Below are 26389 nucleotides of genomic sequence, written 5' to 3'. Positions count from 1 at the left end.
CTACACGAAATTTCGCATGAGAAGATACAAATTTTCGATAAAAACAGCTATACTAGGACAAAGATAGATGAGACAGGAGAGGACTTTGATGGATCAATATCAAGTGTTTGTCGGAAAATGGAAAAAGCTAACCGGGGTGGATCTGAATTTATATAAAGAAGCACAAATGAAACGAAGATTAACGTCACTATATGATAAAAAAGGATATAGAGATTTTGAAGCGTTCGCGTCTGCCCTTGAAAAGGATAGAGCACTATTAGACGAGACGATGGATCGAATGACGATCAATGTGTCAGAATTTTACCGAAACTATCAGCGCTGGGAAGTGCTTGATCAAAAAATTCTTCCGCTGCTTTTGAAAAACAGCGGGACCCTAAAAATATGGAGTGCAGCATGTTCGACAGGAGAGGAGCCGTATACACTCTCAATGCTGCTATCAAGCCATCCGCTTGTGAAGGACTTCCAAATTATTGCAACTGATATTGATGATAAAGTGCTGCAATCAGCTCAAAAAGGAAAATATCATGAACGATCACTGCAAGAGGTACCAGATCAAATCAAGCAAAAATATTTCACAAAAGAAGATTCTTCATTTTACACTGTGAAGGATGAGGTGCGAAAGCACATTCAATTTAAAAAACACAACCTTTTAGCAGATCCTTATGAAAAACAGCTTGATCTTATCGTGTGCCGAAATGTCCTTATCTACTTTACAGAAGAGGCAAAAGAAGAGATTTACAGGAAAATGAGCAGCAGTTTAAAACCAAATGGCGTATTATTTGTTGGTTCAACTGAACAAATTTTTCATCCAGAAAAGTTTGGACTCACATCAGCTGATACTTTCTTTTATCAAAAGAAGGGGTTGTAGCTGACTTTTTAGTAGTAAGTGTGTTATCATAGTTTTACTTAAAAGCGTTAATGCGATGAAGGGAGATCAAGTCATGAGATACTTAACAGCAGGTGAATCACATGGACCACAATTGACCACAATTATTGAAGGCGTTCCAGCGGGACTTTGCATAGAGCAGGATGACATCAACTATGAATTGGCTAGAAGACAAAAAGGTCACGGCCGCGGCAGAAGAATGCAGATTGAAAAAGACCAAGCGAAAGTGTTAAGTGGTGTTCGTCACGGGAAAACATTAGGTTCTCCTATTGCACTTGTCGTTGAAAACAACGACTGGAAGCATTGGACAAAAGTGATGGGGGCAGAGCCGATCACAGAAGAAGAAGAGAGTGAAATGAAGCGTCAAATTTCACGCCCTAGACCAGGACATGCGGATTTAAATGGTGCGATTAAATATGGACATCGTGATATGCGAAATGTATTAGAGCGTTCATCAGCCCGTGAGACAACCGTGCGCGTAGCAGCAGGCGCAGTCGCTAAACAAATCTTGGCTCATTTAGGAATCAAGGTAGCTGGCCACGTTCTTGAAATTGGCGGAGTGAAAGCAGCTCAAACGGCATATGAATCAATTGAAGATTTGCAAAAGGTAACGGAAGAGTCACCTGTTCGCTGCTACGACAGTGAAGCAGGTCAAAAAATGATGGATGCCATTGATGAAGCGAAGAAAAACGGTGATTCAATTGGCGGAATTGTGGAAGTCATCGTTGAAGGAATGCCGGTTGGAGTCGGAAGCTATGTTCACTATGACCGCAAATTAGACAGCAAGCTTGCAGGTGCTGTTCTGAGTATCAATGCTTTTAAAGGGGTCGAATTTGGTATCGGCTTCGAGGCGGCTTCTAAAAATGGTAGTGAGGTCCATGATGAAATCATCTGGGATGAAGAAAAGGGCTATACGAGAAAAACAAATCGCTTAGGTGGTCTTGAAGGCGGAATGTCAACTGGTATGCCAATTGTCGTAAGAGGGGTCATGAAACCAATCCCAACGCTTTACAAACCGCTTCAAAGCGTTGACATTGAAACAAAAGAACCTTTCTCTGCAAGCATTGAGCGTTCTGACAGCTGTGCTGTTCCTGCCGCAAGTGTTGTCGCAGAAGCAGTCGTGGCTTGGGAAATCGCCAATGCTGTAGTGGAGCAGTTTGGCCTTGATCAAATTGACCGCATTAAAGAAAATGTTGAAAAAATGCGCCAGCTTCAGAGGGAATTTTAATGAAAACACTGGAAGTTAAGACGTCTTCAGCCACTTATCCTGTATACATCGGTGATGGGATTAAACGCAATATCGTCGACTTGATGACTTCCACGGGGCATTCCTATACGAAGCTCTTAATCGTGACAGATACAGCGGTTGATGCCATTTACGGTGATGAAATGGTTCGATTACTTAAGCAGAAGTGGTCTGTGCATAAAGTGGTTGTGCCAAGCGGAGAGCAGTCGAAATCTTTTGCTGAGTTTGAGCATATTCATACGAAGGCCATTCAGTTTCAGCTAGATCGCTCCTCGTGCATCATTGCGCTTGGAGGCGGCGTAATTGGCGATTTGGCTGGCTTTGTTGCTGCTAGTTATATGAGAGGCATTGATTTTATTCAAGTTCCGACGACACTACTGGCACATGACAGTGCAGTTGGCGGGAAAACGGGGATTAACCACCCGCTCGGTAAAAATTTAATCGGTGCCTTTCATCAGCCGAAAGCCGTGATCTATGATACGAGCATGCTTGAGACACTATCTCAAACTGAAATGAGGTCAGGCTTTGCTGAGGTCATCAAACATGCCCTCATTTCAAGTGAAGACTTTTTATCAGAGCTGATGTCTATTCGTTCTTTGGCGGAATGTTCAAAGAGCGAGCTGGCACATATGCTGTATCAAGGGATTGAGGTCAAAGCGTCGATTGTTCAAAAAGACGAAAGAGAACAAGGCGTGCGTGCATTTTTGAATTTAGGTCATACACTTGGGCATGCCATAGAAGCAGAGTATGGATACGGCGTTATTACGCACGGAGATGCTATTGCAATCGGCATGCAGTTTGCGCTATATGTGAGCGAAAAGAAGCTGGGACTCAGCCTCAATCGGACGGAACTAAAAGAGTGGATGAAAGAACTCGGATTTCCGGTACAAGTCACTCAAGATATTTCCACGAAAACATTTGTTGACCGGATGATTGGTGATAAAAAGGCAAGAGGCGGGACCGTTCAATTTGTTTTATTAAAACAGGTTGGAGATGCTGTCTTGCAGTCTTTCACAAAAGATGATCTGCATCAATGGCTCGAAGAATGGAAACGGGAGGAGGGATGTCTATGATGTTTCGCGGGATACGTGGGGCTACAACTGTGACAGAAGATACAGAAACAGAAGTGTTAAACAAAACGAAACAGCTGCTAGAAGCGATTATTTCAAGAAATCAAGTAGATCCAGAACGTGTCGTGCAGATCTTAATTTCAGCTACACAAGATATTCACTCCGTTTTTCCAGCAAAAGCCCTTCGTCAGTTTGAAGGGTGGACGTATGTGCCTGTTACTTGTATGCAGGAGCTGGACATTCAAGGCGGTTTAAAACATTGTATTCGTGTGTTAATGACGGTCCAAACAGACACAAAGCAGGAAGATGTGCAGCATGTGTACTTGGAAGAAGCTGTGACGCTTCGCCCTGATTTACAGTTGACAAAAAACAAGGAATTATAATACGATATGAACAGCCGAAGTTTACACACAGGTGTAAACGGCATTGCAAGTTTAGAGAAGATGAGAATGAGACTAGGGTAGTTGAGATGAGTAGAGTTGAGCAGAGATACGATACGTCTATTTCATCATACTGCCTAAAAGAGCACCCCTCTTTTAGGCTTATTTCGTATACTCATACAAACCCTCTATATGTCCCCTCATTCTCCTTAATCCCATTTAAGGAGTGTGCTTATGAATTCCCAATCAAATTTGACCCGATTTTTAAGGGACAGCGAGTCCCACAAAACGATCCCGATTGTTGAAACCATTACAGTTGATACGCTCTCACCGATTCAAATTGTCGAAAAACTCAAGGCAGATATTGTGTATCTACTAGAAAGCAAAGATGAGTCTTCTAGCTGGTCGAGATATTCCTTCATCGGATTACATCCTTTTTTAACCTTACATGATGATCAAAACGAATATATTGCACGTGACGCGGCAGGGCAGGAGGTCATGAAAAAACAAGAACTGAAAGACTTATTAGACTGGATGAAAGAGCAATATCAAATCAAGACACCAGACGTTGACATCCCGTTTACAGGCGGGGCAGTTGGGTACTTAAGTTACGATCTTATTCCAAGCATTGAACCATCTGTCAGGCCGCATCTAAGCGCCCCAACGACAGACAATTGTACACTATTTGTCTGCCAAACGATGATTGCCTTTGATCATGAAACGAATCATGTTCATTTTATCCAATACACCCAGCTAACCGGAAATGAAACAGAAGACGAAAAAATACGAGCTTACAAAGAAAATCAAAAGCGGCTTGAACAGATGATTCACAAGCTCCATACAAAGGTCGATATGAAAGAACTGATTTTATCAGGGAATATGAACGAATCACCGTCCTTTGAACATGTGACATCAACCTATGAAAAAACACAATTTCTAAAGGACGTAGAAAAAATAAAAAAATACATTCGAGCGGGTGATATTTTTCAAGGCGTACTCTCACAGCGCTTTGATATCCCAGTGTCAGTGAGTTCATTTGAATTATACCGTGTGCTTCGCATTGTGAATCCATCTCCATACATGTATTTTATGAAATTAAAAGACCGTGATTTAGTCGGAAGCTCACCAGAACGATTAATTCATGCCAAAAATAGGCACCTAGAAATTCATCCTATTGCAGGCACTAGAAAAAGAGGAGCAACAAAAGAAGAGGATGCCGCACTGGCAAGAGAGCTGCTAGAAGATGAGAAAGAAAAAGCAGAACATTACATGTTAGTAGATCTAGCCAGAAATGATGTCGGCCGCGTAGCAGAATACGGCAGCGTGTCCGTACCGACCTTTACAAAAGTTGTGAACTTTTCACATGTCATGCACATCATCTCCATTGTGACAGGGAAGCTAAAGCAGGATACACACCCAGTTGATGCACTCATGTCCGCATTTCCAGCAGGCACATTAACAGGGGCACCGAAAATAAGAGCGATGCAATTATTAAATGAAATGGAGCCTGAGCCAAGGGAAACGTATGGCGGCTGTATTGCCTATATTGGGTTCGACGGTAATATCGATTCTTGTATTACCATTCGTACCATGAGCGTCAAAAATCAGATCGCTTCCATACAAGCAGGTGCTGGCATTGTCGCAGATTCTGTGCCAGAAAATGAATGGGAAGAGACATGTAACAAGGCAGGAGCGCTTCTGAGGGCCATTCAGCTTGCTGAACATATTTTTTCAGAAAAGGAGAGTGTGCAGGATGAATCAGCGACTATCAGCTCTTGTTAACGGAGGCTTCCTATCAGAAAATGAAGCACATAGACTAATGCATGATATGATGAGCGGCTCTTTAACAGATGCTGAAGTCGCTGCAAGTCTATCGATTTTAGCGCATAGAGGAGAAACAGCTGAAGAAATGACAGGCTTCGTGAGGGCCATGCGGCAAAAAGCAGAACCAGCGGAAAGATCGCTTGATGTCGTTGACACATGCGGCACAGGAGGCGATGGACTCTCCACATTTAATATATCAACTGCAGCTGCTATTGTAGCTTCCGCCGCTGGTGCTAAAATCGCAAAACACGGAAATCGTTCAGTCTCTTCAAAAAGCGGAAGTGCCGACGTGCTAGAGTGTCTTGGGATTCACATTCAATCCACTCCAGAAGAAACAAGAAGGCAAATACAAGAGAAAAACATGGGCTTTTTATTTGCACCACTGTACCATTCATCTATGAAACAAGTAGCAGCAGTCCGCAAGCAGCTTGGCTTCCGGACGGTATTTAATCTATTAGGACCGCTTTGCCACCCGATGCAAGCCAAAAAGCAAATCATCGGTGTGTATGCAAAGGAAAAGGCAAAATTAATGGCAGAAGCCCTTGCCCCATTAGAGCCAGAGCATGTCCTGTTTGTATGCGGGGAAGACGGGCTGGATGAACTAACGATTACAGCCAATTCATATGTGATTGAACTCAAAAAAGGTGCCATGACAGAATATACGCTAAACCCAGAAGACTTTGGACTGGAAAAAGGATACTTATCAGATATTCAGGTCCAATCACCGGAAGAGAGTGCGAAATTGATTCAGAATATATTGAATCATCAAACAGGAGGGGCGCCGCTTCATATTACAGCTCTGAATGCCGGGGCGGCTTTATATGTCGCAGGCAAGTCAGAAAGCCTCATGGCAGGAACATTAAAAGCATTAGAAACGATTAAAAACGGAGCAGCCAAAGAACAATTGGCTCGTTTAAAACAAAAAACGAAAGAGGAAGAGATCTATGCTTAATCAAATCATTGCACGTAAAAAAGAACATATCCAAACGTTGCAGTTACCTGTGGATGGACACTTTGAAAGACGATCATTTAAAGAAGCACTCATGAACCCTCACCGCTCGATTGGGCTGATTGCTGAGGTGAAAAAGGCTTCTCCTTCCAAAGGAATCATTCAGCCAAATTTTGATCCTCTGCAAACAGCAAAAGCCTACGAAAAATCGAATGCTGATTGCTTATCAGTCTTAACAGATGAACCATTTTTTCAAGGGAAGAACGAGTATCTTTCCTTAATTAAAGAAAAAGTCGCACGTCCAATTTTAAGAAAAGACTTTATCATCGATTCCATACAAATAGAAGAGTCAAGACGTATCGGTGCAGATGCCATTTTATTAATTGGGGAAGTACTTGAACCGCAACAGCTGCATGAATTCTATGCTGAAGCGAAGGAAAAAGGACTAGATATTCTTGTCGAAGTTCATGCAGCAGATACACTGGAACATATCTTAAACCTATTCACCCCCGAAATCATTGGCGTGAATAACCGAAATTTAAAGACATTTAAAACAACAGTTGAGCAAACAAAAGAGATTGCACCACTTGTTCCAAAGGATGTCTTGCTAGTAAGTGAAAGCGGTATTCAAACATTTGATGATCTGACCTTTGTCAAAAAACATGGAGCGAGTGCTGTCCTTGTAGGTGAATCATTAATGAGAGAACCCTCACAAGAAAAAGCCGTTCAGACGTTATTTGGAGAATGACCACGATGAAGCCTTTTTTAAAATATTGCGGGGCGGTCTCACTAGAAGATGTAGAATGCATTGCGCAATCTCAAGCAGATGCGATCGGATTTATTTTTGCTCCAAGTAAAAGGCAAGTCGATCCAGATCAAGTGAAACAATGGCTCACCGATTCGCAGTGCAGGAAAAAGATTACTGGTGTATTTGTAAATGAAAAAATCCAAAAAGTGTGTGACATCACAAAGCATATTCCTTTAGATATCGTGCAGCTGCATGGAGATGAAACAAGAGAGGATGCAAAAGAAATAAAACAACAAACAGGGGCGGTAGTGTGGAAAGTCTTTCATCACGATCCCGATATAAAAGAAACACTTGATCAAATGACGGCATTTGCGCCGTTTGTCGATGGTTTTCTCATTGATGCGAAAGTAAAAGGGATGAGAGGCGGTTCTGGCACAGCTTTTACATGGGAAGCGGTACCTGTATACAATCAGCAAGCAAAACGACTGAAGAAAGCATGCATCATTGCCGGCGGAATAACACCAGAAACACTGCCAGAGCTTCTTGCCTATAGCCCAAAAGCGATCGATCTTTCAAGCGGCATAGAAGAAAACGGGAAGAAAAGCAGCGCTAAGATCAAAGCGCTTGAAGAAAGGATGTTAAACGATGTACGCATATCCAAATGAGCTTGGCAGATATGGAGAATTCGGAGGGAAATTTGTTCCCGAGACGCTCATGCAGCCACTCAAAGAAATCGAACAAGCATTTAACGAATTAAAAGAAGACCCAGCCTTTAAGCAAGAATATCTTTCTCTATTGCAAAACTATTCAGGCAGACCGACTGCGCTGACATATGCTGATCAATTATCTGCATACCTCGGCGGCGCAAAAATCTATTTAAAAAGAGAAGATTTAAACCATACAGGTGCTCATAAGATCAACAATGCACTTGGTCAGGCACTGCTTGCAAAAAAAATGGGGAAATCAAACATCATCGCAGAAACAGGCGCTGGACAGCACGGAGTAGCAGCTGCAACGGTGGCCGCCAAGTTTGGATTATCGTGCACGGTATTTATGGGAAAAGAGGATGTGGAGAGACAATCTCTCAATGTATTCCGAATGAAGCTCCTTGGCGCTGAAGTCATACCTGTCACAAGCGGAAACGGCACATTAAAAGATGCAACGAACGAAGCGATTCGTTACTGGGTCCAGCACTGTAGTGATCATTTCTATATGATCGGTTCAGTTGTAGGACCTCATCCATATCCCCAAATCGTCAGTGAGTTCCAGCGGATGATTGGTGATGAAGCAAAAGAGCAGATGCTGAAAAAAGAAGGCAGTCTCCCTCATAAAGTCATTGCTTGTGTCGGCGGCGGAAGTAATGCTATTGGAATGTACCGAGCGTTTTTGGATGATGAGATTGATTTGATTGGTGTAGAAGCGGCTGGAAAAGGAATCGATACGCCGCTTCATGCAGCAACCATTACGAAGGGGACAAAAGGGGTCATTCATGGATCTTTGACCTATTTAATCCAAGACGAATTTGGCCAGATTATTGAGCCCTATTCCATTTCAGCTGGTCTAGATTATCCCGGGATCGGACCAGAGCACGCATATTTACATGCGAGCGGACGCGTTCAATATGTGAGTGCTACAGATCAAGAAGCACTGGATGCACTAAAGCTGCTGACAGAAAAGGAAGGAATCCTGCCAGCGATTGAATCAGCACACGCTTTAGCCAAGGCGTTTGAGATGAGCAGGACAATGAGTGAAGATGAAATCATCCTTGTCTGCCTATCAGGAAGAGGAGATAAGGATGTGCATACATTAATGAATGTGCTTGAAAGTGAGGGCAAAACCAAATGATCACATTTCGATTAGAGCAAGACGAGAAATTATTCATCCCATTTATTACAGCAGGGGATCCGTCAGAAGAAATCACGATCGATTTAGCTGTGTCCCTTCAAGCAGCCGGTGCACATGCGATTGAGCTAGGTGTTCCTTATTCCGATCCGCTAGCAGACGGTCCTGTCATTCAAAGAGCCTCCAAAAGAGCTCTAAATCATGGCATGAATATCGTAAAAGCGATAGGATTAGCAGGGAAGATGAAAAAAAACGGTGTAAAAATTCCTGTAATTCTATTTACGTATTATAATCCTGTGTTACAATTAGACACAGAATACTTTTTCGCTTTACTGCGCAAAAATCATATTTCGGGACTCTTAACACCCGACTTGCCTTTTGAAGAAAGCAGTGAGCTGCAAAAGAACTGTCAAACATATGACATTTCATATATTTCGCTCGTTGCACCAACCAGTAAGGAACGATTAGTAAATATAGTAGAGCAGGCAGAAGGTTTTGTGTATTGTGTTTCATCTCTTGGTGTAACAGGTGTCAGACAAACCTTTGACGAATCGATTACTGATTTTATTCAACAAGTGAAACAGCTGAGTCACATACCGGTTGCGGTCGGTTTTGGTATCTCAACAAGAGAGCAGGTAGACGCAATGAATAAACTGAGTGACGGCGTCGTTGTAGGCAGTGCACTTGTAAAAAAAATTGAAGAACTTCAGGATCAATTGTTAGCAAGTGATACTCGTCAAGACGCTTTAAGAGAGTTTGAAACCTATGCAAAAACATTTGGTCCCCTCTATTCATTCAAATGAGGTGAAACTTTTGCAAATCAAAGATCAATTAAAACAACTAAAACCGTATCAACCTGGGAAACCAATTGAAGAGGTCAAAAAAGAATATCAATTAGACAAAATTGTGAAATTGGCTTCAAATGAAAACCCTTTTGGATGTTCCGCTCATGCAAGAGAGGCGATACAAGCTGAGCTTGAACATTTAGCGATCTATCCAGATGGATACAGCGCAAGTTTAAGAACAGAGCTCGCTGAGTTTCTTCAAGTAAATGAAAAACAATTAATATTCGGGAATGGCTCAGATGAACTTGTGCAAATTATTGCTAGGGCATTCCTTGACCAACATACAAATACCGTCATCCCAGCTCCGTCTTTTCCGCAATATCGTCACAATGCAATCATTGAGCGGGCAGAGATTCGAGAGGTGCCGCTTTTAGACGGAGGAGCTCACGATCTGAAGGGCATGCTGGATGCGATTGATGAGAACACGAAGGTCGTCTGGGTATGCAACCCGAATAACCCGACGGGAAATCATTTGTCAGAATCTGAGCTTGTGGCGTTTTTAGATCAAGTACCAGCTCATGTGCTTGTAGTACTAGATGAAGCATATGTCGAATACGTTCGTGCGGAAGACTTTCCGAACAGCTTATCTTTATTACACAACTATCAAAATGTTATCGTACTCCGTACGTTTTCTAAAGCGTATGGACTGGCCGCGCTTCGAGTAGGCTATGGCATTGCATCAGAAGAGTTGATTACTGCGATTGAACCAGCGAGAGAGCCGTTTAATACGAGTCGTATCGCTCAGGCAGCAGCTCGTGCAGCGATAAAAGATCAGGACTTCATTCAATCATGCAGACAAAAAAATGAAGCAGGTCTCAAGCAATATCAAGAATTTGCTGACCGTTTTGGACTATTTATTTATCCGTCTCAAACAAACTTCGTGCTGATTGATTTTAAAAGAGATGCAGATGAATTATTCAATGCATTATTGAAAAAAGGCTACATTGTTCGTTCTGGTAAAGCACTTGGTTTTCCAACGTCTTTACGTATTACGGTCGGAACAATGGAGCAAAATGCAGAAATTCTAAGTACACTTGCTGATTTAATGCAAGGCATTCGAGCGTAGCATAACCATAAAGTCATATCCTTTTACAGGATATGGCTTTCATTGTACCAACCTCATACATATAAGCTGTTGAAATGGCTTTTTTAATTTTCACGAAAAAACAGGTGATGAACATGAATGATGCAAATGAAACAATATTAATTGCTGGACTTGGTTTAATTGGAGGTTCCATCGCACTGTCGATTAAAAAAGAGTATCCTCATAAAAAAATTGTTGGATACGATGTGTCCAAAGAACAAATGGTTGCAGCAACAAAGCTGGGTATCATTGATTTAGCAGCTGATTCATTTGCGGCAGGTTTGGCTGAATCTGCGACTATTATTTTGGCAACACCAGTTCAGCAAACAGTCAAGATGCTTCGTGATATTGCAAACTCTGGAATTGAGAGAGAGCTTACAATTACCGATGTTGGCAGCACAAAGCAAAAGGTTGTCCATTTTGCTGAAAAAACGCTTCCTAAGCACTATCAATTTATTGGTGGACATCCAATGGCAGGCTCTCACAAGTCAGGTGTTATAGCAGCGAAAGACTTTTTATTTGAAAATGCGTTCTACATTTTAACGCCGGCAAAGGAAACAAACCGCGACGCTGTTGATCGTTTGAAGGACTTGTTAAAGGGGACAAATGCTCATTTTATTGAGATGACCCCAGAAGAACATGATGGTGTAACAAGTGTGATTAGTCATTTCCCTCATATTGTTGCAGCCAGCCTTGTGCATCAAGCACATCATTTTGAAGAACAATTCCCACTTGTCAAACGGTTTGCTGCTGGAGGCTTTCGTGACATTACACGTATTGCGTCAAGCAACCCTGCAATGTGGCGAGATATCCTTCTGCACAACAAAAACAAGATTTTAGACCGGTTCCATGAATGGAAAAAAGAGATCGATCGCATTGAGACCTTTGTACTGCAAGAAGACGCTGAAGGCTTGTTCTCTTATTTTCAAGAGGCAAAGGAATATCGTGATGGGCTTCCTCTGAGGAAAAAAGGTGCCATTCCTGCTTTTTATGACCTTTATGTGGATGTTCCAGATCACCCTGGGGTCATTTCGGAGATTACAGGACATTTAGCAAATGAGAGCATCAGTATTACGAATATCCGTATTATTGAAACGCGGGAAGACATTAATGGGATTTTACGCATTAGTTTTCAAACAGAAGACGACCGTAAACGTGCAGAGATCTGTATAAAAAATAGAGCGAATTACGATACATTTTATGCTGACTGAGGTGACAAATATGAAAATTCATAAACATGCTCCTATGAATGGAGTCATTCATATTCCAGGTGATAAATCCATTTCTCATAGATCAGTGATGTTTGGTGCAATTGCTGATGGGACGACAGTGGTGAAAAACTTTCTCCCTGGAGCCGATTGTTTAAGTACGATTGACTGTTTTAGAAAAATGGGCGTTGAAATTGAACAAAAAGGGACAGATGTTGTGATCCGTGGGAAGGGACTGAAAGAGCTCAAGGAGCCGTCTGACGTCCTCGATGTCGGGAATTCTGGTACAACCATTCGATTAATGATGGGAATATTAGCTGGTTGTGAGTTTCACAGTACACTGATCGGTGATGAGAGTATTGCTAAAAGACCAATGCAGCGAGTAACAGGTCCACTTAAACAACTAGGAGCGAAAATAGATGGCAGAGCAAACGGCGAGTATACGCCACTTTCTATTCGTGGCGGCCATTTAAAAGGTGTCTCATATGAGTCTCCGGTGGCAAGCGCCCAAATTAAGTCCGCTGTCCTTTTAGCAGGTCTTCAAGCAGAAGGAACAACAACATTAACTGAACCGCATAAATCAAGAGATCATACAGAAAGAATGCTCTCTATGTTTGGTGTGAAACTAGACGAAGATGAACAAAGTGTTTCCATTGTAGGCGGTCAAACATTAAAAGCAACAGATATATTTGTTCCTGGAGACATCTCCTCAGCTGCATTTTTCCTTGTTGCTGGATCTATTGTTCCTAACAGCCGAATTGTCTTAAAAAATGTCGGGCTAAACAAAACAAGAACGGGTATTATTGATGTTCTGAAACAAATGGGTGCGAATCTTGAGATCAATGAAGTAGATGCAAAAGGCGGAGAGCCATATGGAGATTTAACGATCTCTACCTCTTCATTAAAAGGCATCGAAATTTCTGGTGATATGATTTCAAGACTTATTGACGAGATTCCAATTATAGCGCTTCTAGCGACACAAGCAGAGGGAACAACGATCATTAAAGATGCTGCTGAGTTAAAAGTAAAAGAGACCAATCGAATTGATACAGTCGTGTCAGAACTTAAAAAACTCGGTGCTGATATTGAAGCAACAGATGATGGTATGAAGATTCATGGTAAAACCACGCTTCAAGGCGGCGCAGCCGTGTCAAGCTACGGAGATCACCGAATTGGTATGATGCTGGGGATTGCTGCTTGCATCACAAAGCAAGCGGTTGAGATTGAAGATACAGATGCTGTACGCGTCTCATACCCGAATTTCTTTGAACACATTGAATACTTAACCAAAACAGTCTGAGGATGTCCTCAGGCTTTTTCTTTCCTTATGCATATTTGTAAGGAATATAGCATAGCTTGTCTCAAGATGAAAACCTGGAAAAAAATCATTTTATCTGATCAAAAAATGAATTTCAGGTGTTTTCAGTTTACAAAACTTCCGTTTCGTAAAGGATGAAATGAAAACCAGTCTTTAAAACACAAAAATGGGTTCATTTTAAAAGTGCAACATATTTGCTGGATGAGTACCTGTCGATTATGATATGAAGTAACAATAGTTTAGGTTTTTGGAAAACAGAAAGGAACGGTTTGATTTGAATAGTTCATTACAAGAAGCCATAAAATTAGTTGAGGCGGGTGAGACTGAAAAAGGACTTCAAACACTTGCTCAGGCAGAAAAGCATTTGCATGATGAAGAAAAGGCGCAGGCAGCTCAGTTATATTATGATTGGGGAGATATCGATAAAGCGAGAAATCTCATCAGTGATTTACATGATTTATATCCAGAGGAAACGGGGTTAACATGTTTTTATGCAGAACTGCTGATTGACTCTGATGAAGAAGAAAAGGCGATTTCGGTATTAGAGACGATTCCTGAGGATGATGATGCCTATCCAGAGAGCCTACTGTTAATGGCAGATTTGTATCAAATGCAAGGACTATTTGAAGTCAGTGAACAAAAGCTCTTAAAAGCAAAAGAGCTGCTGCCAAATGAAGCCATTATTGATTTTGCGTTAGGTGAATTGTATTTTTCGCAAGGTCTTTCAAAGAAAGCGGCCGACTATTTCTACAAGGTCGCAGATCAACAACATGAGGTTGGCGGCGTCAATGTTTATCAGAGGCTCGCTGAATCACTCAGCACAGCTGGAGAATTTGAAGATGCGCTTGAATGGTACGAAAAGGCAGTGAAAGATCAAACAGATCCGAATACACTTTTTGGCTACGGATTTACAGCGATGAGGGCTGGACGAACGAAAACAGCCATTCAGCAGCTTTCAGAACTAAAAGATATTGATCCATCTTATTCGTCTCTATATATGCCTTTAGCGAAAAGTTATGAGGAAGAAGGACTATATCACGAGGCTTTAGAGGTAGTAAAAGAGGGTATTAAAATTGATGAGTATAACAAAGAGTTATATTTATATGGTGCAAAGATTGACTTGAAAAATGGGGATTCAGAAGATGCGAAAAAGCTGCTTCAAGAAGCACTTGCTCTTGATCCGGGATATATTGAAGCGGTCCAAACATTGCTCGCGATCTATTTAAATGAAGAGCTTTTTGATGAAATTCTGGATGTCATAAAAGAGGTTAAAAGCTTTGGGGAAGATGATCCAAAATGGAATTGGTATGCTGCATCTGCATCTGTTGGACGAGAAGAATACAAAGAAGCAGCTGAGTACTTCAAGCTGGCTCTGCCTGATTTTGATGAGGAACGTGACTTTTTATATGAATACGCATCGTTCCTTTTAGAAGAAGGCAGACAAAAAGAAGCATTGCCGCTATTACGTAAAGTTCTTCAGAAAGATGGCACGAATGAAGAAATCGAAGAAACGATTTTAAGAATTGAAGACGAAATTTCCTTATAGTTTGCAGGAATGAAGAACTGGTTTGTTGAATAATTCATGTATAGCAATTTAATTTACGATAGAGGAGGGAATAACATGCAGACCCCTGTTTCTGTCAATGAAAAGAAGGAATTCATCCGGTGGTTTTTAAACCATTATCAGTTAAAGCGAAGAGAGTGCGTTTGGATATTAAATTATTTAATGAGTCACGACTCTTTGATGGAAAAGGTTCATTTTGTAGAGCAAGCAGAATTTTGCCCAAGGGGAATCATTATGTCAACACACTGTGTGGATGAAGTTCCCTTTAGATTTTATAAAGAGAATATCATGACGACAGATGCTGAAAAGTCATTTCATGATATTCGTTTGAATAAACAGCAAGATTTGTTTATTCAATTGAATTTCCGTTCTGCTTATCGTTCGCCGGAATATGCAGCTGTGCTTGAAACAAATCCTCATATTCCAAAGGATCTTTATGAGAATGAAAAAGATAAGGATCTTGCGGAGAAAGTGCTTGAACACTCAATCGCAACTTTCCAAAAAGAACGGCTTATGAAAGAGATAGATGAAGCACTTGACCGTCATGATCAAGAAACATTTAATAAGTTAGCAAGAGAATTAAGCCTATTGTCATAAACTGAACGAATAAGCCTTGCCCTATCCAGGCAGGGCTTATGTCATGAAAGAGGGGAAATTGATGAAGTTTCAAGCGGAGGATGCAGATCGCTTTTTGCAATCTAGAGATTACATTGATACCGCTATCATTCCATTAGTTGGAATAGATGTGAATCAAATCAAACAAACCGTATCTTTAGGGGAGTTTACCATTCTTGTAACAGAGGAACTTGAAAGACAGCTGAAAGGGCGGGTCTTTCTTTTTCCACCACATACATATGTAGAAGCCAATGACCGAAAACTAGAAGACATCTTCACGATGAAGCAGTCGCTAGAAGATCATTTTCAGCATGTTGTGTTGATCTCATCTGATCACCAATGGAAAGAGCATGCGGCGGTTAGTGAATCACTATTTTTGTTAAAGCCGGTTCCGCTCGAGCATTTAAAGGTAGAATTAAAGCAAAAAATTGTTCAAGACAGTGTAGAACAAATTTTGAACTTTTTGTTACAAAAGTGGAACCCTTCATAAAAACCCTTACATTTGCATTGTACATAGCTTTTTAGGATGTTGACCTTGTGAATAGATTGATATATTATGAGGGTGTCCTAGTTTTATGAAATTTTTTCTAATTCAGTTATAAAGTAGCTGACGACCTGAGGGGGGGAGAAAAAAATGAGCGAGAAGAGACATGGAGTGTCCAGGCGTCAATTTTTGAATTACACGTTGACCGGCGTGGGGGGATTTATGGCCGCTGGAATGCTCATGCCTATGGTTCGCTTTGCGCTTGACCCTGTGCTAAAAGGAACAGAGGATCAGGATATGGTTCAAGTTGTCAGTGTAGATGAACTGACGAAGGAACCGAAGCGCTTTGACTTTAAAATTGATCAAGTAGATGCATGGTATGAGTCAAAGGAATCTAGGTCAGCATGGGTGTACAAAGAAGGGGATGAAATTGTCGCTTTATCGCCTATCTGTAAACATTTAGGCTGTACAGTGAACTGGAACAGTGATCCGAAAAATCCAAACAAATTTTTCTGTCCATGCCACTATGGGCTGTACGACAAGGATGGTACAAACGTACCCGGAACTCCGCCACTTGCACCGCTTGATCATTATAAGCAGCAAGTGAAGGACGGATACCTCTATCTTGGAAAAGCTGTGCCGAAAGGGGAAGGGTAACGATGCTTAACAAGATTTATGATTGGGTAGATGAGCGGCTAGACATTACACCAATATGGAGAGATATTGCGGATCATGAGGTGCCAGAGCATGTCAATCCAGCACATCATTTCTCCGCTTTTGTGTACTGTTTTGGCGGTTTAACGTTTTTTGTGACAGTCATTCAAGTCCTTTCGGGCATGTTTTTAACGATGTATTACGTGCCGGATATTAAAAACGCCTGGGAATCTGTCTATTATTTACAAAATGAAGTGGCATTTGGTCAGATTGTCAGAGGGATGCACCACTGGGGTGCGAGTTTAGTTATTGTCATGATGTTTTTACATACGCTAAGGGTCTTTTTCCAAGGGGCGTATAAAAAGCCTAGAGAGCTCAACTGGATTGTTGGTGTGCTCATTTTCTTTGTGATGCTTGGACTTGGTTTTACAGGTTATCTCTTGCCATGGGATATGAAGGCGCTATTTGCAACGAAGGTTGGTCTTCAAATTGCAGAAGCGACGCCTTTCATTGGTAAAGAGATCAAAACGCTGCTTGCAGGTCATCCTGACATTGTAGGGGCACAAACGCTGACGAGATTTTTCGCTATCCATGTCTTTTTCTTGCCAGCGGCATTATTTGGGCTGATGGCTGCCCACTTTATTATGATTCGTAAGCAAGGAATTTCTGGACCGCTATAAAAAATTTGCGTTTGATGAATGTTCAATGAGGAGGGGATGACTTTGCATAGGGGAAAAGGGATGAAGTTTGTCGGAGACTCTAGAATTCCGGCAGAAAGAAAACCTAACATACCTAAAGACTATTCCGAATATCCGGGAAAAACAGAAGCCTTTTGGCCGAACTTTCTTTTAAAGGAATGGCTTGTAGGTGCCGTTTTTTTAATTGGATTTCTTGTCCTAACTGTGGTTCATGCACCTCCGCTTGAGCGGATGGCTGATCCAACAGATACCGGCTATATTCCGCTGCCAGACTGGTATTTCTTATTCTTGTACCAGTTATTAAAATATGAATTTGCTGCAGGTGGCTATACGGTAGTTGGTGCGATGATTATGCCTGGGATTGCGTTTGGTGCACTGTTGCTCGCACCATTTCTTGATTCTGGTCCTGAACGCAGACCGTATAGAAGACCGGTTGCAGTGGGGATGATGATCCTTGCAGTCGGCGCAGCAACATATTTAACGTGGGAGTCTGTTGCTACTCATGATTGGGAAGCAGCGGCAAAGCAAGGTGAAATTAAGAAAGAAGCAGAAATTGATACCTCAGCGGAAGAGTATAAAATTTATCAGGAGCAGACATGTATCTCCTGTCACGGGGATAACATGCAGGGCGGAGCAGCCGGACCGTCACTTGTTGACAACGGTCTTGCACCTGAGGAGATCGCTAAGATTGCTGTTGAAGGTAAAGGCAACATGCCTAAGGGTATCTTTAAAGGCAGCGATGAAGAACTTGAAAAGCTGTCTAAATATTTATCTGAGGTCAAATCTAAATAATTCAGTTGTTTAAATGCAAGTACAAGGATATACTCAAAAGAGAAAAAGCTGGCGCTGTCAGCTTTTTTCTGATTTTAATAGATCGTGAGTGAAGAGACGTATGAGATGGATTCAATATCTGCTAGCCACGCGCTATATGCTTGTGCTAGTCTTGATGATCAATTTCCTTGGCACTGTGTACGGCTACTATTGGTATATTCCACAGCTTGTAGAGACGCCGGCTATCTTTTTAGCTTTTGTTCCAGACAGTCCAACGGCAAGCTTTTTCTTTTTATTTGTTCTACTTGCTTTTTTGATGAAACGAAACGCTCCTTATTTTGAAGCACTTGCCCTCGTGACCTTAATGAAGTACGGGTTATGGGCTGTAGGAATGAATATCTTTGTCCTTTTATCTGTGGATGATTTTCCGTGGGAAGGGTACATGCTGATTGGGTCCCACTTTGCGATGGCGGTTCAAGCCGTATTGTTTGCACCGTATTATCGTTTTAAAATGCGTCATTTGGTGGTAGCTGGCATATGGATTTTACATAATGATGTGATTGATTATGTATTTGGTATGATGCCGCGTTATTCTATGCTGTCTGCCTATACAAACGAGATCGGCTACGTCACGTTTTGGTTAAGCATTGCCGTTCTTCTTGTTTCGTATTATTTCGTCCTATCGAAAAAATCGGTCAAGCTCGAACTCCCTTAACAATATTGGTCTAACCTTGTCCTTTTCTTCATACGCTGTATGGAGAAGGGCTAGGAGGGACTTGCATGAAACGAAAGCCAATCGCGATGATTCTATTATTTTTTCTCGTATTACAGCCATCTGTTGCCAAAGGCGAGGAAACAGCCGCTAGTGTGCTGCAAGAATTAACGGAACTATCAGATTCAATCTTTCAATTAACGAGACAAGCTAAATATGATGAGGCGTTACAGGTCGCATTGTATGTTGAAAAGACATTTAAAGCTGAGAATTGGCGCGGAACGCTGACAAATACGCAGATTCGGCAAATTACAGTTGGCTATCAAGATATCATAAAAGGGCTGCCGCAGGAAGAATTGAATGAGCGCGAAAAGCTTCGTTATGCCTCTCAGTTTAGAATGCTGCTCGATGCGATCCAGTCAGACTCTGAGCCACTTTGGGGTTCGCTGGAGAAGCCCATTATGGGGTCTTTTCCTACGTTGAAAAAAGAAGTGAAGGATCCGGAATCAACGACGTTTTATGAAACTTGGAATGAGCTGGTTTCTTTATACGATATGATCTATCCGAGTTTAACCATTGATGTTTCGCCTGAAAAGCTGCAAACGATTAAGCAGCATATGGAAGTGATTGAGCAAGGTGAATTTTTAAAAGCATCAAGTGGGACAAAGCTTGAGCGCCTCACGAAGCTTGAAGAGGATTTATCGAGTGTATTTGCCCACGTTGATCAAGATGAGGCTGACCCATCGCTTTTATGGGTCATTTTAACAACGGGTAGCATCATTTTATTAACGTTAACGTATGTTGGATTTCGGAAATACCGTGCTGAAAAAGAGAAGAAGCAAAAGCGACAAGCTGATTATCCGAAATCATAAAAAAGAAGCACCATTTTTGGGCTTCTTTTTTTAATGCGGATTGAGCGGCTTTTTGTGTTCATCTAATGTGAAGCCTTCACCAAGCACATCATGCACGTCACTGACGGATACAAACGCATGAGGATCGACTGAGGTCACGACGCTTTTGAGATGGACAAGCTCGTTTTTTGGGACGACGCAATAAAGAACGTTGCGCTCCTGTTTTGTATAGGAACCGACCCCTTTTAAAATGGTCACACCCCGCTCCATTTCCTCTGTGATTTTCTTTTGAATGATGTCATCTTTTTCAGATATGATCATGGCACCTTTGGCTGCGTAAGCGCCTTCTTGCATGAAGTCAATGACCTTCGCAGCAACAAATACTGCGACGAGTGTATACATGGCTTCTTTGTAATTTAAATAAGTAAGAGAAATCGTAATGACGCAAGCGTCGAAGATGAACATTGTTCGTCCCATAGCTACTTGATAATGCTTGTTGATGAGTCTTGCGATGATGTCCACACCGCCGGTAGTACCGCCGAACTTAAAGATGATCCCGAGGCCTGTTCCGATAAACACACCTGCAAAGAGTGCGGCTAGGGCCAAATCGTGCTGGAGAGGCATATGTATTTGAAAGCGCTGGAAGATGGCAAGAAAGACAGAAAGACTGACAGTACCTACAATTGTATAAGTAAACATCGTTCTGCCGAGCATTTTCCAGCCGATAAAAAAGATCGGAATGTTTAAGACAAGGTTTGAAATGGATGGGTCAATGTGGAATAGAAAATATAAAAGCAGTGTAATACCTGTAAATCCGCCTTCCGCCAAATTGTTCTGCATATTAAAATGAACAAGACCGAAAGAAAAAATCGCAGATCCTATTAAAATAAAGACGATATTTTTAAGACGAATTTCTTTTAGCAAGAGACCACTCCTTTTTTTGCTTAGACAGCGATAATATTATATGGTATGGGAGAGAAACAAGCAAACTGAGTTTTAAACATTTGTCAAATATTTATGATTTCGCTAACATGTAAGAGATGGATAGGAGGATGAGCTTGATGACGAAAGAAAAAACGCTGCGTCACGTGCAGCAAGAAGTAGATGATTACATAGGACAATTTAAAGAAGGCTATTTCAGCCCGCTTGCCATGATGGCCCGTCTGACAGAAGAATTAGGCGAGCTGGCAAGAGAGGTTAACCATTACTATGGAGAAAAGCCGAAAAAAACAACGGAAACAGAAAAAAGCATGGAAGAAGAAATTGGCGATGTTTTGTTTGTGTTAACATGTCTCGCTAATTCACTAGATATATCACTAGAGGAAGCACATGATCGTGTGATGCATAAATTCAATACAAGAGACAAAGACCGCTGGACGAAAAAAGAAGGGAAGTAGAGACGATGACGAACCAAACCATCAAAGTAGTAATCGCTGGAGCAAGAGGAAGAATGGGGATAGAAGCTGTGAAACTGGCAGAAGAAACGAGCCATTTTGAGCTTGTGGCAGCCCTTGATCACGCGCACGAAGGAAAAAAGTTATCTGATGTGATTCATACGACATCTGAGGCGCCGATTTATACAGATATTGATGTGTGTCTTTCAGAGACAGCACCTGATGTATTAATTGATTTGACGACACCAGAAATCGGGAAAGTACATACAAAAAAGGCGCTTGAACATGGCGTGCGTCCAGTCGTCGGAACCACTGGTTTTTCTGAAGCTGACCTGAAAGAGCTCCAGCAATTAACAGAAGAAAAGGGCATAGGCTGTATTATTGCGCCAAACTTTGCTGTCGGTGCGGTCTTAATGATGAAGTTTGCCAAAATGGCAGCGAATTACTTTCCTGACGTTGAAATCATTGAGCTTCATCATGATAAAAAACTTGATGCTCCGAGCGGTACTGGGCTTAAAACAGCTGAAATGATTGCAGAAGTCAGAGAAAGCAAAAAGCAAGGACATCCAGAAGAGAAAGAATTAATCGAAGGTGCACGAGGCGCAGATTATGACGGTATCCGTCTGCACAGCGTAAGACTTCCGGGTATGATCGCACATCAAGAAGTACTGTTTGGAATGGACGGACAGACGCTCACCATTCGTCATGATTCTTATAACCGTGCCTCATTTATGTCAGGTGTAAAGCTTTCAGTTGAACAGGTTATGCACATTGATCAGCTTGTCTATGGTTTAGAAAATATCATCGACTAATAAGGAGTGGATTCCTGATGAACATTGCTTTAATCGCTCACGATAAGAAAAAAAGTGACATGATCCAATTTGCCATTGCGTACCGTGATATATTGGCAAATCATACACTTTACGCAACAGGGACAACAGGTTTGAGAGTGAAAGAAGCGACGGGGCTTCCCATTCATCGTTTTCAGTCAGGACCACTTGGAGGAGATCAGCAGATTGGTGCTTTAATTGCTGATAATGCAATGGATCTTGTGCTCTTTTTTAGAGACCCGCTTACCGCGCAGCCGCATGAACCGGATGTATCTGCACTTATTCGGCTATGCGATGTGTATACCATTCCACTTGCCACCAATATGGGGACCGCAGAGATTTTAGTCAGGAATTTAAATAAAGGTACGTTTGATTTTCGAGATGTAGCAAAAAACGGAGGAACAAATGAAACGACTTGATATCCTTGCATTCGGAGCCCATAGCGATGATGTAGAGATCGGTATGGGCGGAACGATTGCAAAATACGTAAAAAAAGGGGCGCGTGTCGGAATTTGCGACTTGACCCAGGCTGAATTATCCTCGAATGGAACGGTAGAGAGCCGTAAAGAGGAAGCGAAAGCGGCTGCCGCCATTTTAGGCGTGTCAACGCGAATCCAGCTCACGCTGCCAGACAGAGGTCTTTATTTAAATGACGAAGCAATGAAGGACATTGCGGGCGTGATTCGTACATACAAACCGAAGCTAATTTTTGCTCCGCATCACCAAGATCGGCATCCAGATCATGGTCATGCGGGTTCACTTGTAGAAGAGGCTGCTTTTTCGGCAGGTATACATAAATTTGAAGATTCATACAAGCAGCCAGCGCATAAAATAAGTCAGATGTATTATTACATGATTAATGGCCATCATCGTCCAGATTTTGTGATTGATATTTCTGAGGAAATGCACCAAAAGATTGATAGCTTGCATGCATATCAAAGCCAATTTGTAAAATCGGCGCATTCAGTGGAGACACCTCTTGTGAACGGGTATATTGATTTTGTGAAAATGAGAGAGTCTATGTATGGAAGAGAAGTCAATAAAGCTTATGCAGAAGGGTTTATCACAAAGAAACCACTTTTGATCGATGACGACTTACTTGGGGGGTAATTATGAAAAAACTAAAGGTCGGAATCACTTGTTATCCAAGTGTCGGCGGATCGGGCATTATTGCGACGGAACTTGGAAAACGTTTAGCTGAAAAAGGGCACGATGTTCATTTCATTACCTCAAGTATTCCGTTTAGGCTCAATAAAGTGTATCCGAATATTTATTTTCATGAGGTGGATGTCAATCAATATGCTGTTTTTCAATATCCACCTTATGACCTTGCACTAGCTAGTAAATTGGCGGAAGTCGCAAAACGAGAGAAGCTCGATATTATTCACGCGCATTATGCGGTCCCTCACGCCGTCTGTGCGTTCTTAGCGAAGCAAATGACGGGACACACAGTGAAAATCGTTACCACGCTTCACGGGACGGATATTACGGTTTTAGGCTATGATCCATCTTTAAAGGAAGTGATTCGGTTTGCCATCGAATCATCAGACCGGGTAACAGCTGTGTCGCATTCATTAGCTGCACAGACGTATGATCTGATTAAACCGGATAAAAAAATCGATACGATCCATAATTTCGTCGATGAGCGTGTGTATTTGCGTGAAGATCATGAAGTGCTGAAGAAACATTATGGTCTCATGCAGGACGAAAAGGTCATCATCCATGTATCGAACTTCCGAAAGGTAAAGCGCGTGCATGACGTGATTCATGTCTTTAAAAAGATTTCTGACCAGGTGCATGCAAAGCTGCTGCTGATTGGTGATGGTCCTGAAAAGTCGGTTGTATGCGATCTTGTGAAAAAGCTGGAACTAACTGATCGTGTGTTGTTTTTAGGAAAGCAAGAGAAGGTAGAGGAGCTTTATTCAATTAGTGATTTGAAGCTGCTGCTTTCTGAGAAGGAGAGCTTTGGGCTTGTACTTCTTGAAGCAATGGCCTGCGGTGTCCCTTGTATTGCAACAGATGTTGGCGGAATACCAGAGGTCATTGAACATGGAGAGACAGGTTTCCTTGTCCCGCTCGGCGATATAGAAGCGGCAGCTAAACACGCAGTCTCAATACTCAAAAACAAAGCGCTTCATGAGCAAGTGTCAGCGGCGGCCCAGTCTAGCGTTCAAGCCCATTTCTCTTCTGAAAAAATAGTGAGTGAATATGAAGAGCTTTACCTAGAATTGATCGAAGGTGATGATGAAGATGAATGAACCATTCACACATGCGATCCCTATTTTACATACACTGCACGAACATGGGCATCAGGCTTACTTTGTCGGCGGAGCAGTGAGAGATGTCCTGTTAGGCAGGGAAATCGGTGATATTGATATAGCAACCGATGCAACGCCTGATACGGTCGAGTCTTTATTTGAAAAAACAGTTGATGTTGGCAAGGAGCATGGCACTGTCATTGTGTTACATGATGGGGTCAGCTATGAGGTGACGACGTTTCGAACTGAATCAGAATATGAAGATTTTCGCAGACCGAAAGAAGTGGCGTTTATCACATCCTTGAAGGAAGATCTTTTAAGAAGAGATTTAACAATCAATGCGATGGCCATGGATATAAATGGGGAGATTATTGACCATGTAGAGGGAAAAAAGGATATTGAGCGGAAACGAATTCAAACCGTAGGAGATCCTGCGTGCCGCTTTCAGGAAGATGCGCTTCGTATGATGAGAGCGGTCCGTTTTTTAAGCCAGCTTGGCTTTGAGCTCGCTCCTGAGACGGCTGAAGCGATGGAAAAAGATAAGCGCCTCCTTGCCAACATATCCGTTGAACGCAAAAAGATTGAAATGGAAAAGCTTTTAAAAGGTCGTTATTGTGAGCGGGCGATCAAGATGCTCGTTTCTACCAAATTGTATGAAGAATTGCCGGGTCTCAAAAAGGATCGTCTGCAAGCATCCTTTCAGTCATTTCCGTATTATTTACTGGATGGACTGGAAGAGGTATGGGGGGCTGTTATCCATTTGCTTGGCTTAGATGAAGCGGAGGCTGTGCTCTTCTTAAAAGAATGGAAGCTGTCAACAAAGCTTTTGAAAGACGCTGTGGCTATTAGTCAATACGTCGATTGTGACTGGGATGCGGAGAAGATGTTTGAGGCTGGTGAACACGTGCTCTTATCTAGCTTGAAGATCTCACAGCTAAAACACGAGCGCCGCATTTTCTTTGACGAGCTGGAGGCAGCGAAGCGTTCTTATGATGCACTGCCGATTAAAACGCTTCAAGACCTCGCTGTTTCAGGAAAAGATTTAATGGCCTTTCGGCAAAAGACATCAGGAAAATGGATCGCAGAAGAGCTTGATTTGGTGAAAAAAGCCGTTCTGCACAATCATTTAGAAAACCGAAAAGAAGCCATAGAGGAGTGGCTTACAGCATGCGATCAGCAATTAGAAAACGATTAATCGAACTATTTACAGCATCTAGCCAGGATTTTGTCTCAAGTCAACAAATATGTGATGAGCTTGGCTGTTCTCGAACGGCTGTCTGGAAGCATATAGAGGACCTCAGAAAAGAGGGCTATGAGGTAGAAGCCGTCAGAAGAAAGGGATATCGCCTGCTACGTAAACCGGACAAAATTAGTGAGGACGAAATTCTGTTTGGTCTCGACACAGAGAGCTTTGGCAGTCACATTTATTTTCAGAAAGAAGTCGCCTCCACCCAGCTGATTGCCCATGATCTTGTAAATGAAGGTGCGCCCCACGGCACGCTCGTTGTCAGTGATCATCAGACAAACGGGAAAGGCCGCCTTCAAAGAATGTGGCATTCACCAAATGGGACAGGCATCTGGATGAGTCTCATTCTAAGACCTGAAATTCCGCTGCACAAAGCGCCGCAGATGACGCTTTTAGCATCTGTAGCCATCGCAGAAGCCATTGCAGAGCAAACAGGACTCAGTCCATCTATTAAATGGCCAAATGATATTTTGTTAAACGGGAAAAAAGTCGTTGGCATTCTGACTGAATTAAAAGCAGAGGCGGACCAGGTTCATGCGGTGATTATTGGCCCGGGAATTAATGTGAACCAAACGGCTGATGACTTTCCGGATGAACTAAAGGATGTCGCCACGAGCCTGCGAATGGAATTGAATGAAAAAGTGGACCGTGCTGCGCTCATCCAACAGATCATGTCCACCTTTGAAAAAAGGTATGCTGATTATATGAAGCAAGGATTTGCGCCCATTAAACAATTATGGGAATCGTTTGCGATGACGATCGGCCAGCATATTGTGGCCCGCACCGTCAATGGGCAATACACTGGAAAAGCGCTCGGAATCAATGAAGAAGGTGTTTTATTGCTTGAAACGGAGGAAGGGATCCAAAAAATCTACTCCGCAGACATCGAGATCAAGTCAACTTAAGTGGAAC

General features: G+C 42.1%; 29 protein-coding genes. 28 read left to right on the top strand and 1 reads right to left on the bottom strand.

Going from position 1 to position 26389, the window contains the following annotated elements; genetic code table 11:
* Nucleotides 1-88 precede the first annotated feature (88 nt).
* The 21 genes from NSS78_RS10490 to ypjB all read left to right on the top strand — a co-directional run bounded on the left by NSS78_RS10490 (nucleotide 89) and on the right by ypjB (nucleotide 19770).
* Nucleotides 89-868, top strand: coding sequence for a protein-glutamate O-methyltransferase CheR (locus tag NSS78_RS10490; protein WP_050943841.1), 780 nt, complete (start codon nucleotides 89-91; stop codon nucleotides 866-868).
* 73 nt (nucleotides 869-941) lie between these two features.
* The gene (gene aroC / locus NSS78_RS10485; protein WP_212045960.1) at nucleotides 942-2114 is read left to right on the top strand and encodes a chorismate synthase; all 1173 of its coding nucleotides are present in this window, start codon (nucleotides 942-944) and stop codon (nucleotides 2112-2114) included.
* A complete protein-coding gene (aroB, locus tag NSS78_RS10480) occupies nucleotides 2114-3205 on the top strand; it encodes a 3-dehydroquinate synthase (RefSeq protein ID WP_106028760.1) in 1092 nt (363 codons plus the stop codon). The genes aroC and aroB overlap by 1 nt, the downstream gene beginning before the upstream one ends.
* A complete protein-coding gene (gene aroH, locus NSS78_RS10475; RefSeq protein WP_034661065.1) occupies nucleotides 3202-3585 on the top strand; it encodes a chorismate mutase in 384 nt (127 codons plus the stop codon). Before aroB ends, aroH begins: the two co-directional genes overlap by 4 nt.
* Nucleotides 3586-3816: 231 nt before the next feature.
* On the top strand, nucleotides 3817-5364 hold the full coding sequence (trpE, locus tag NSS78_RS10470) for an anthranilate synthase component I (RefSeq protein ID WP_342468119.1): 1548 nt from the start codon (nucleotides 3817-3819) through the stop codon (nucleotides 5362-5364).
* Nucleotides 5336-6358 (top strand): anthranilate phosphoribosyltransferase, encoded by a 1023-nt coding sequence (gene trpD / locus NSS78_RS10465; protein ID WP_003215742.1) that lies wholly within the window; start codon nucleotides 5336-5338, stop codon nucleotides 6356-6358. Before trpE ends, trpD begins: the two co-directional genes overlap by 29 nt.
* The gene (trpC, locus tag NSS78_RS10460; protein ID WP_137055038.1) at nucleotides 6351-7103 is read left to right on the top strand and encodes an indole-3-glycerol phosphate synthase TrpC; all 753 of its coding nucleotides are present in this window, start codon (nucleotides 6351-6353) and stop codon (nucleotides 7101-7103) included. Before trpD ends, trpC begins: the two co-directional genes overlap by 8 nt.
* Nucleotides 7104-7108: 5 nt before the next feature.
* On the top strand, nucleotides 7109-7768 hold the full coding sequence (locus NSS78_RS10455; protein WP_212045961.1) for a phosphoribosylanthranilate isomerase: 660 nt from the start codon (nucleotides 7109-7111) through the stop codon (nucleotides 7766-7768).
* Nucleotides 7749-8948 (top strand): tryptophan synthase subunit beta, encoded by a 1200-nt coding sequence (trpB, locus tag NSS78_RS10450; protein ID WP_212045962.1) that lies wholly within the window; start codon nucleotides 7749-7751, stop codon nucleotides 8946-8948. The genes NSS78_RS10455 and trpB overlap by 20 nt, the downstream gene beginning before the upstream one ends.
* Nucleotides 8945-9748: a tryptophan synthase subunit alpha gene (gene trpA, locus NSS78_RS10445; RefSeq protein WP_212045963.1), complete on the top strand. Its 804-nt coding sequence runs from the start codon at nucleotides 8945-8947 to the stop codon at nucleotides 9746-9748. Before trpB ends, trpA begins: the two co-directional genes overlap by 4 nt.
* A 10-nt stretch (nucleotides 9749-9758) precedes the next feature.
* On the top strand, nucleotides 9759-10856 hold the full coding sequence (hisC, locus tag NSS78_RS10440) for a histidinol-phosphate transaminase (protein WP_003215818.1): 1098 nt from the start codon (nucleotides 9759-9761) through the stop codon (nucleotides 10854-10856).
* A 113-nt stretch (nucleotides 10857-10969) separates the two neighbouring features.
* The gene (locus tag NSS78_RS10435) at nucleotides 10970-12085 is read left to right on the top strand and encodes a prephenate dehydrogenase (protein WP_212045964.1); all 1116 of its coding nucleotides are present in this window, start codon (nucleotides 10970-10972) and stop codon (nucleotides 12083-12085) included.
* Nucleotides 12086-12095: 10 nt separating this feature from the next.
* Nucleotides 12096-13382 carry a 3-phosphoshikimate 1-carboxyvinyltransferase gene (gene aroA, locus NSS78_RS10430; RefSeq protein ID WP_212045965.1) on the top strand — a complete coding sequence of 429 codons (1287 nt, stop codon included), beginning with the start codon at nucleotides 12096-12098 and terminating at the stop codon, nucleotides 13380-13382.
* Between the two features lie 292 nt (nucleotides 13383-13674).
* Entirely contained in the window at nucleotides 13675-14946 is a 1272-nt protein-coding gene (locus tag NSS78_RS10425; protein ID WP_034620428.1) for a tetratricopeptide repeat protein, read from the top strand.
* Between the two features lie 75 nt (nucleotides 14947-15021).
* Nucleotides 15022-15561, top strand: coding sequence for a ReoY family proteolytic degradation factor (locus tag NSS78_RS10420; RefSeq protein WP_003215573.1), 540 nt, complete (start codon nucleotides 15022-15024; stop codon nucleotides 15559-15561).
* Between the two features lie 61 nt (nucleotides 15562-15622).
* A complete protein-coding gene (locus NSS78_RS10415; protein ID WP_044141115.1) occupies nucleotides 15623-16069 on the top strand; it encodes a YpiF family protein in 447 nt (148 codons plus the stop codon).
* Nucleotides 16070-16213: 144 nt separating this feature from the next.
* The gene (locus NSS78_RS10410) at nucleotides 16214-16720 is read left to right on the top strand and encodes a ubiquinol-cytochrome c reductase iron-sulfur subunit (protein ID WP_007500911.1); all 507 of its coding nucleotides are present in this window, start codon (nucleotides 16214-16216) and stop codon (nucleotides 16718-16720) included.
* Between the two features lie 2 nt (nucleotides 16721-16722).
* Entirely contained in the window at nucleotides 16723-17397 is a 675-nt protein-coding gene (gene qcrB, locus NSS78_RS10405; protein WP_003215804.1) for a menaquinol-cytochrome c reductase cytochrome b subunit, read from the top strand.
* 42 nt (nucleotides 17398-17439) lie between these two features.
* Entirely contained in the window at nucleotides 17440-18207 is a 768-nt protein-coding gene (locus NSS78_RS10400; RefSeq protein WP_003215888.1) for a menaquinol-cytochrome c reductase cytochrome b/c subunit, read from the top strand.
* Between the two features lie 100 nt (nucleotides 18208-18307).
* Entirely contained in the window at nucleotides 18308-18901 is a 594-nt protein-coding gene (locus NSS78_RS10395; protein WP_113387110.1) for a DUF1405 domain-containing protein, read from the top strand.
* Nucleotides 18902-18966: 65 nt separating this feature from the next.
* On the top strand, nucleotides 18967-19770 hold the full coding sequence (ypjB, locus tag NSS78_RS10390) for a sporulation protein YpjB (RefSeq protein ID WP_044141118.1): 804 nt from the start codon (nucleotides 18967-18969) through the stop codon (nucleotides 19768-19770).
* Nucleotides 19771-19800: 30 nt separating this feature from the next.
* Here ypjB and NSS78_RS10385 read toward each other — a convergent pair whose 3' ends face one another.
* Nucleotides 19801-20673: a YitT family protein gene (locus NSS78_RS10385; RefSeq protein WP_003215598.1), complete on the bottom strand. Its 873-nt coding sequence runs from the start codon at nucleotides 20671-20673 to the stop codon at nucleotides 19801-19803.
* A 137-nt stretch (nucleotides 20674-20810) separates the two neighbouring features.
* Between NSS78_RS10385 and NSS78_RS10380 the strand changes: the two genes are divergently transcribed.
* Genes NSS78_RS10380 through NSS78_RS10350 form a run of 7 tightly spaced genes read left to right on the top strand, consistent with a single transcriptional unit; the run spans nucleotide 20811 to nucleotide 26382 of the window.
* Nucleotides 20811-21146, top strand: a complete 336-nt coding sequence (locus NSS78_RS10380) for a nucleotide pyrophosphohydrolase (protein ID WP_024422788.1) — start codon at nucleotides 20811-20813, stop codon at nucleotides 21144-21146.
* Nucleotides 21147-21151: 5 nt separating this feature from the next.
* Complete coding sequence (gene dapB, locus NSS78_RS10375; protein WP_058014826.1) at nucleotides 21152-21955, top strand: 4-hydroxy-tetrahydrodipicolinate reductase; 804 nt, start codon at nucleotides 21152-21154, stop codon at nucleotides 21953-21955.
* A gap of 17 nt (nucleotides 21956-21972) precedes the next feature.
* Nucleotides 21973-22392 (top strand): methylglyoxal synthase, encoded by a 420-nt coding sequence (mgsA, locus tag NSS78_RS10370; RefSeq protein ID WP_050943855.1) that lies wholly within the window; start codon nucleotides 21973-21975, stop codon nucleotides 22390-22392.
* Nucleotides 22379-23083 (top strand): bacillithiol biosynthesis deacetylase BshB1, encoded by a 705-nt coding sequence (gene bshB1, locus NSS78_RS10365; RefSeq protein ID WP_050943856.1) that lies wholly within the window; start codon nucleotides 22379-22381, stop codon nucleotides 23081-23083. The genes mgsA and bshB1 overlap by 14 nt, the downstream gene beginning before the upstream one ends.
* 2 nt (nucleotides 23084-23085) lie before the next feature.
* Nucleotides 23086-24231: an N-acetyl-alpha-D-glucosaminyl L-malate synthase BshA gene (gene bshA / locus NSS78_RS10360; RefSeq protein WP_327839384.1), complete on the top strand. Its 1146-nt coding sequence runs from the start codon at nucleotides 23086-23088 to the stop codon at nucleotides 24229-24231.
* Complete coding sequence (locus NSS78_RS10355; protein ID WP_327839383.1) at nucleotides 24224-25426, top strand: CCA tRNA nucleotidyltransferase; 1203 nt, start codon at nucleotides 24224-24226, stop codon at nucleotides 25424-25426. Before bshA ends, NSS78_RS10355 begins: the two co-directional genes overlap by 8 nt.
* Complete coding sequence (locus tag NSS78_RS10350; protein ID WP_212045967.1) at nucleotides 25399-26382, top strand: biotin--[acetyl-CoA-carboxylase] ligase; 984 nt, start codon at nucleotides 25399-25401, stop codon at nucleotides 26380-26382. The genes NSS78_RS10355 and NSS78_RS10350 overlap by 28 nt, the downstream gene beginning before the upstream one ends.
* Nucleotides 26383-26389 lie beyond the last annotated feature (7 nt).

This window comes from Bacillus sp. FSL W8-0920 (assembly GCF_038593215.1).
In the GTDB taxonomy this organism is placed as follows: domain Bacteria; phylum Bacillota; class Bacilli; order Bacillales; family Bacillaceae; genus Bacillus; species Bacillus pumilus.
The sequence above is the reverse complement of the archived record's forward strand: the minus strand, read 5'-3'. Positions and strand labels throughout refer to the sequence as shown.